Annotated in this window: 8 protein-coding genes; 5 read left to right on the top strand and 3 right to left on the bottom strand. The window is 65.1% G+C overall.

The window, feature by feature from the left end; translation table 11 throughout:
• Positions 1 to 552: suppressor of fused domain protein (locus G6021_RS06500; RefSeq protein WP_182640885.1), on the bottom strand; the 552-nt coding region annotated here is incomplete at its 3' end.
• Positions 549 to 1,568, bottom strand: a complete 1,020-nt coding sequence (fgd, locus tag G6021_RS06495) for a glucose-6-phosphate dehydrogenase (coenzyme-F420) (protein ID WP_182640884.1) — start codon at positions 1,566 to 1,568, stop codon at positions 549 to 551. The genes fgd and G6021_RS06500, both read right to left, overlap by 4 nt.
• 395 nt (positions 1,569 to 1,963) lie before the next feature.
• On the opposite strand from fgd, the gene G6021_RS06490 reads away from it, so the two are divergent.
• The 3 genes from G6021_RS06490 to G6021_RS06480 all read left to right on the top strand — a co-directional run bounded on the left by G6021_RS06490 (position 1,964) and on the right by G6021_RS06480 (position 4,794).
• Entirely contained in the window at positions 1,964 to 2,716 is a 753-nt protein-coding gene (locus G6021_RS06490) for a SipW-dependent-type signal peptide-containing protein (RefSeq protein WP_182640883.1), read from the top strand.
• 113 nt (positions 2,717 to 2,829) lie between these two features.
• Entirely contained in the window at positions 2,830 to 3,543 is a 714-nt protein-coding gene (locus tag G6021_RS06485) for a SipW-dependent-type signal peptide-containing protein (protein ID WP_182640882.1), read from the top strand.
• A gap of 699 nt (positions 3,544 to 4,242) precedes the next feature.
• A complete protein-coding gene (locus G6021_RS06480) occupies positions 4,243 to 4,794 on the top strand; it encodes a signal peptidase I (protein ID WP_187700501.1) in 552 nt (183 codons plus the stop codon).
• A 1,101-nt stretch (positions 4,795 to 5,895) separates the two neighbouring features.
• Here G6021_RS06480 and G6021_RS06475 read toward each other — a convergent pair.
• Positions 5,896 to 6,237: a hypothetical protein gene (locus tag G6021_RS06475; RefSeq protein WP_182640881.1), complete on the bottom strand. Its 342-nt coding sequence runs from the start codon at positions 6,235 to 6,237 to the stop codon at positions 5,896 to 5,898.
• Positions 6,238 to 6,292: 55 nt separating this feature from the next.
• On the opposite strand from G6021_RS06475, the gene G6021_RS06470 reads away from it, so the two are divergent.
• Positions 6,293 to 6,508: a hypothetical protein gene (locus G6021_RS06470; protein WP_182640880.1), complete on the top strand. Its 216-nt coding sequence runs from the start codon at positions 6,293 to 6,295 to the stop codon at positions 6,506 to 6,508.
• Positions 6,509 to 6,679: 171 nt separating this feature from the next.
• Positions 6,680 to 7,144, top strand: a 465-nt coding sequence (locus tag G6021_RS06465; RefSeq protein WP_182640879.1) for a hypothetical protein, incomplete at its 3' end; no start/stop codon positions are given.

Genomic DNA, 7,144 nt, shown 5'->3' with positions numbered 1-7,144 from the left:
GACCGCCGACATCTCGGCGGAGGTGATCGGGACGGCCTGCAGCCGGGTGAGCAGTGGTCCGGTGCCGTCCGGGCCGCCGGTCTCGTCGACCACCTGCAGGTCGGGCCACAGGAACGGCGGGGTCAGGACCAGGTGTTCGCAGCGTCGGCCGGAGTCGACGAGCCCCACCGCGCCCGGGATCACCGCGCCCGGCGCCACATGGATGGACCCGGTGGCGACGGCCAGGGCGCACGCGTCCAGGACGTCGGCCATGGCGCGGTGTCCGGTACGGCCGACTGTGACGAACTCACTGCGGATCTGCCGACCGTCGGGCGTGGTGACGTTGGTGGGGAGCTCCCGGGCGCCGACGGTGGCGTAGGTGGTGAACCCGGGCGCGGGGACGTTGTCGACGACGACGATGTCGCAGTGCCACTCCGTGGTCTGCCCCTCCTCGTCGGCTTCCGTCTCGTGCGGGTAGCGCAGGACGCGGACCGACTCGGCCACGTCGAGGAGACCCTCGAGGCCGGAGAGGTCAGCCTTGTCCGGGCCGGGGAGGTTGTTCTCGTTACTCATGCAAGGGCTCGCAGTCGCGGTTCGAGGTCGGTTTTGAAGAGGTCGAGGAAGCGCTTCTGGGCATGGCCGGGGGCGTGGAAGACCAGGTGGTTGAGGCCGGCGTCGACGTACTGCTTGACCTGCTCCACGGCATCATCCGGGTCGGAGGCGACGATCCAGCGCTTGGCGACCTGCTCGATGGGCAGTTCGTCAGCGAGGCGCTCCATCTCGCGGGGCGAGTCCACGGAGTGCTTCTGCTCCGGTGTCAACGACAGCGGGGCCCAGAAGCGGCAGTTCTCCAACGCGGCGGCCGGGTCGGGGTCGTAGCTGATCTTGATCTCGATCATCCGGTCGATCTGCGCCGAATCGCGCTCGTTGATTCCCGCGCCCTCCTCGACGGCCGGGAGCAACTTGTCGGTGTACAGCTCCATCCCCTTGCCGGAGGTGCAGATGAACCCGTCGCCCACCCGGCCGGCGTACTTGGCCACCACCGGACCACCCGCGGCGACGTAGACAGGCACCCCACCCTCGGGCACGTCATAGAGGAACGCATCCTTGGTCGAGTAGTAGTCACCCTCGAAGTTCGTCGTCTCACCGGTCCACAGCTCGCGCATGAGCCGGACCGACTCACGCAAGCGCGCGAACCGCTCCTTGAACTCCGGCCACTGGCCCTGATGCCCGGTGGCGATCTCGTTGAGCGCCTCACCCGTACCCACACCGAGGAAGATGCGGCCCGGGTACAGGCACGCCATCGTCGCGAACGCCTGCGCCAACACCGCCGGGTTGTAGCGGAACGTCGGGGTGAGCACCGAGGTGCCCAGCTGCAGCCTCTCGGTGCGCTCCCCCACCGCCGTCATCCACGCCAACGAGAACGGCGCATGACCACCGTCGTGGCGCCACGGCTGGAAATGATCCGACACCGTGGCCGAATCCATCCCCGCCTGCTCCGCCATCACGGCGAACTCCACCAGATCACGCGGACCGAACTGCTCGGCCGACGCCTTGTAACCGAGCTTCAGGGACGGGGTGTCGGGCATCGGCTTCTCCTGCAGGTAGGCATGTGACCAGATTCACCTCTGGCGCGCGCGGGGCACGGGGCCGAGTATGCCAGCGAGCCAGGTTAGGGGTGCACGGGTTAACAGCCGCTCCCCCTTGCACCGCCCTGACCTCCTCGAATGTCGGAGCCCACTCCAAATCCAAGTCAACACTAATATTCACGACACCTAACGAGTGCGTACCGAGCGACCGATCGGTGCATTGCACTGGGAGAATAAACCCACATTCATGGTTGCGGCATCAATAACTTTTTCGTAATGTATGCGGCGGGCCACCGCAGTGGCCCGGTGTCGATCAAGTCCCATCCCCGTACGAGGCCGACACATCCCACCCCCCGGGATCGTCGCGTGGTCCCCCTCGGAAAGGCAGGGCGCACATGGACGCCACCACTCCCCTCGCTCCCGAAGCCCAGCGGAAGCAGGACCGGGCCCGCAAGCGCAAGGCGATCCTCGCCGGCGGCGTGGTGCTCGGCCTCGGCGCCGCGGTGACGCTGGCCGCGTGGTCGGATGACGTGTTCGCGAACGGCACGTTCCAGACCGGAACGTTCAACCTCGTCGGATCCCCCAAGGCCGCAAGCGAAACCATCGACGACTACACGGAGTACAACACCGCGTCGTCAGCTGCCAACCTGACTACGCGGAGCTCCAGCGGAGGGGTGAACTTCAAGATCGACTCCCTCAATCTCTCACCCGGCGAGACCGTGGTCGCTCCGTTCAGCATCGCCACCGATAGTGCCACGACGGTCGACGGCCGCTACTGGCTCGAATCGGCGACCGCAACCGGGCCACTTGCCCCCTTCCTTGAGTTCGCGATCGTCAAGTCCGCAACGTGCGTGGCCGAGGATCCGGCGACCACGGCACCTGAGCAGACCCCCCTGACCTCGCCTTGGAAGGGCGGAGCCTTCGCGGCCGACCCTCAGACCCTGGCGTTCGGGAGTGTCCGATCGGCAACCGGGACAGGGCCTGACATCGCGCTCGTCAAGGGGTTCGGTAACCAGAGCCATCTCTGCATCGGTGTGACACTCGACGAAGACGAAGACGCAATCAAGACCGCAAGTGCCGCTGGCGGAGATGGCGCGACGTCGATCCTCTGGCGCTTTGCCGGCGAGTCGCTTCCGCTGACCAACTGACCGGGCACTTCGCCGACTCGTGTAGACGTTCACCGGGCGGGGTCGGAACACCCGACCCCGCCCGGTTCGCACCACGCGCCACTTCCGCACTCCCCAGCTAGTACCGGAGCCACATGATGAGCGACACCGCCCTCACCCCCGCCCAGCGACGCAGTCGCAAGCGCAAGGCACTTCTCGCCGGCGGAATGGTCCTGGGTCTCGGTGCGACCATGTCGCTGGCGGCTTGGTCAGACACGGAATATGCGAACGGCGTGTTCTCGGCTGGCCAGTTCAACGTCCAGGGCAACAAGACAACGTCGAACCTGCCCTCTGGCACATGGGCGGACAACTTCACCGCAAACGGCGCTGGCCTGGAGTTCTCGGCGAACTTCAGCAACCTGACTCCTGGCACGACGGTGTACGCACCTTTCTCGCTCCGGATCGATCCTCTTAAGGCCAGCTACGACGCCACTGTCCATATCGAGTCGGTCACCAGCACCGGCGACGCCAACCTCCTGCCCAAGCTGACGTGGAAAGCCCGGACCGGAATTGCGCCGAAAGCGTGCGCGGAAATCACGCAGCCGGCGACATACAGCACTTCAGGTGCCGCTCTGGTTCCCTCTCCGGATGCCACTCCAGGCCCGACAGTGAACGGCTACACCGCGACCACGACCCCACCCACATTCACGCTTTCGAAGACAGGCGCGCCGACGAGCACCACGCCGGTTACGGTATGCCTCGCCGTCTCGTTGGCCTCCCAGCCGACCGACACACCGCCAACTGATCCGAGTTGGAACTTCGCTTCCTCGGTAACGACCACCTGGAAGTTCTCAGCGACCTCTGCGTGACGATTGGGCACGGACGAATAGAAGGGGAGGGCCGATGACGGCACTGCAAACTCGCACGCGGATCGGTCTCGCGGCTCTGTCCCTCCTAACCTTTGCCGCCGCCACTTCGATAGCAGCCCCCGCCGGTGAGACAGTCGCCGCGTTCATCGACAGGGAATACGGAACCAGCGTTCTCACCGGCTCGAAGTGGAACGTTCAGGGCAACGATTCAACCGCCAGTGGGTGGACGGACCACTTCACCGCTGGATCACAGGCCGTGTTTCAACCATCGCTCGCCGGGATCTCTCCTGGTGGACCGAGGTCGTACTCTCGGTTCGGGCTCCGCATGGCGCCCGGTTCATCGACAGGTGCAACAGTGACGATTCCGACGGGCCAGGAGGTTTCCTCAAGCAAAGCTGCTAGTTTCCGCATGCGTGTGGTGAGTTCGAATTCGGACATCTGCGGATCAGCTTCATTCGGCTCAAGCGCAAATTTCGTCGTTGGTGGCGAATCGACCTCCGGAAATCCGACCTTCGGAACTATGCTCTCGGCCCCAAAAGCCGACAAGTCCCAGATCGCTCTGCCAGTTGGCTTACCGATATCTGACGCAGGCGCGGCCACATACCTCTGTTACGAGTTCAGCCTGCCTCTGCCAATTCCATCCGGACTGAGCAATGGCGACACCGCGACAGTCCGATGGACCTTCGACGCGGTCTCGTCATGACACCCCACTTCACTCCCGCTGTCGCCGACTCGTCGAAGGTGCCCACGCCCGAGCCCCGACGGTCGATGGCCTCGCGGATCACCGATGCGATCCTCTCCGTGCTCGCCCTGCTCGGCGTGGTCTGCATCGTCGCGACCATCGCCGCGTTCGCGCTTAACATCAGCCTGATCATGTTCAAGACCGGCTCGATGTCGCCCACCATCCCGACGGGCTCCCTCGCCGTCGTCAGACAGATTCCCGCCTCCGACATCGAGGTCGGCGACGTCACGACGGTCTCGCGCGGCGAGGGCCAGCTCCCGGTGACCCACCGCGTGGTGTCCGTGACCCCGGTGGGCGACGGCACCTATTCGGTGGAGATGAAGGGCGATGCCAACGATTCCCCGGACGCGCAGCCGTACGAGGTGTCCGAGGTCAAGAAGGTGCTTTGGCACGCACCCAGACTCGCCTACGTAGTGGCCGCCGTCAGTCAACCCAAGTACATGGCCGGGATCACCGTCGCGGCCTCGTTCCTTGTCGTGTGGGCGTTCTGGCCCCGGAAGCAGCAGTGACATGAGCATCTCCCGCCCCTCCGCTCGTCTCCGCCGGGTCGCGGCTTCCGCTGGCGCGCTCACGCTCGCCGGGGTGCTGGCCTTGTCCGGTGTGGTCGGCGGGGGCGTGGATACTACCGACGCTGCCTGGAATGACAAGGAGTTGGCTCAAGCTTCAGTCAAGGCGGAGTGGACCACCGCAAGCTGGGCGCGCTCAACCTCTAACGCGTTCACAAATCACACAAGCTACATCCCTGCTAGAGATCCATCCACATTCACTCTCAATCGAATTAACTCAAATCCTGACGGTACGGTCCGCGCCCTGACAGGAAACCACTCGTATTCCACTTATGGCGACTTCGGGATACGTACTGTCGGACTACGCTCATCGACTCAAGTCAATTACTGCAGTCAAACATCGCCATCGGCTGTGATCTCAAGCGGCAACCCGTCGAATTGCACCGGAGGCCCTGCGTACGGAACCAACTACGCGCTGGCCCGCGCAAAAGGATGGGGGACGTCCGGAGGGTCAGCGCAAGCGACAAACTGGGGTTTGCCAGGACTTCGAGTAATCGATCTCGTCGAGGCCCGGAACGTGATGACCATGGCAGAATGCTCACCGAGTGGAAATGCCCGAGCTTTCGCGCCCACTGCCGACACAGTTGCATTTGCTTCTACCGGCACAGTCACGAACACCACGCCTGACAACCAGTTCGTCAGCCTTCCGGTTCCTGCTGCGAACACCAGCGTGACAAAGTGGATCCAAACGAAGAGGGACTTGGGTTTAGTCTATCCCGATAGTCCTGTGAAGATCAGGGCCACTCTCACATCACGGGCATTCCAGACAGCCGGATATGCCCTCTCAGACCTGTTCGTCACCATTGACCAGTTTAATCCGGATTCGCCTCACAATTACGTCGGCTCCTTCACCATTGTGTTCTCCAGGTCTGAATGTGGAATCACTATTGGAGGGTCCGGACACAGTCCCCTCCAGTACCCATTTGGGCCCTTCACGCGTACGACCCTGACTTACAATCAAGCCCCTCCAAACGGGGATGGCGTCGAGTTTCCCGCCCCACTGCCTAAACCGGACGGACTTCTTGCATTCCCAGGCGGCGCAGGCTATCCGAGCGGCTTCACCGTGGGCGGCACCGGTATAGAAACTCTTGCTCGAGGGACGAGGCAGGGGGACGCACGCGCCGCCGACCAACCCACCACCACCCTGACCTCCCCGCTCGAGAACTCGACCGCATCCGAGACAACCACCTCGGCCCCGCCGAATCCATCCGAAGAGGACGAGGCACCGACCGCAGGAACGACCACCGCCGCGACGACCAGTACGACCCGCCGCACAACCACGGTCACCAGCCAGGCGCCCACCGTCACCGCCTCGCCGACGAGCACCACCACCCCGCCGGCGACGAAGACGGTCACCACGACGTCGGCAGCGCCCGCGGTCGTCATTCCCGACGAACCCGGCACCCTTTCGCCCACTGCTCGACTCGAAGACGTCGGCACCGTGACCGTGGGCGGCGACGACCTCGTCGTCGTCGTCGTCCAGGGGACCACCGTCCCGACCGACGCTCAGCAGGGCGTGGCGGCGCTCGAGATCTGGCTGGGCGGCGGCGACCCCGGCGACACGTGGGCCACCTTCACCTCGGACGACCCCGCCGCGGACGGCTGGCGCTGGGCCGCCATCAACCAGGAGACCGGAACAGTGGTCTACATCCGCTGACGACCGGTCGACACGCCACGGCGAGGGTGATATCGGACACACCCAGGGGTGCTGTAACGATGCTTCGGTCGCGAACCATAAACTAGTTGAAACGGCGATCACTGCGGCCCCGCCCGTACCAGAGCCCCCTCCTCTGGACCGATCTCCACCAGACGGCCCCTCGGAGGAGTCATGCGCATCCGGCACGCGGCGACCACCCTGGTCGCACTCGGTGCCGCCTCCGTCTGCGCACTCGGCGCGACGATGATCGTCCAGGACCGCGACGAACAGACCCGCGAGTCCGAGCTGCGCAGCTCGGCGTGGTCCGTCCAGGCGTCCACCGACTTCGGGACGACCTGGACCGCGCCCATCTCCTCCTACGGCGGCCACTTCCCCGTTCGCGTGGACACCGCAGGCCTGCGCAATCGCTCCGCCTACCAACCCCTGACACTGCGCACCACTGTCGACTCCCGGTCCGACGCCCACGTCGACATCGGCGAGGGTGCGCTGGTCGAAGGCGACCCCGAGACCGCGTCCCACGTGCGGGTCCGGGCCGTCTCGGCCCGCGGCGGAGCATGCGCCGCGCCGGCGTTCGACCTCGACTCCCCGAGCATCCTCGCCGGCGACAGTGACCGCCCGGTGCCGCTCGACGCGCCG

This window comes from Dietzia sp. CW19 (genome assembly GCF_014145265.1).
Lineage (GTDB): Bacteria > Actinomycetota > Actinomycetes > Mycobacteriales > Mycobacteriaceae > Dietzia > Dietzia natronolimnaea.
This window is presented reverse-complemented; position numbering and strand designations above follow the sequence as displayed.

Excerpts from the sequence above, each read along its gene's own strand:
- G6021_RS06480 (WP_187700501.1), top strand. The coding sequence starts at position 4,243 with ATGACACCCCACTTCACTCCCGCTGTCGCCGACTCGTCGAAGGTGCCC.
- fgd (WP_182640884.1), bottom strand. The coding sequence starts at position 1,568 with ATGCCCGACACCCCGTCCCTGAAGCTCGGTTACAAGGCGTCGGCCGAG.
- G6021_RS06485 (WP_182640882.1), top strand. The coding sequence starts at position 2,830 with ATGATGAGCGACACCGCCCTCACCCCCGCCCAGCGACGCAGTCGCAAG.
- G6021_RS06490 (WP_182640883.1), top strand. The coding sequence starts at position 1,964 with ATGGACGCCACCACTCCCCTCGCTCCCGAAGCCCAGCGGAAGCAGGAC.
- G6021_RS06475 (WP_182640881.1), bottom strand. The coding sequence starts at position 6,237 with ATGACGACCGCGGGCGCTGCCGACGTCGTGGTGACCGTCTTCGTCGCC.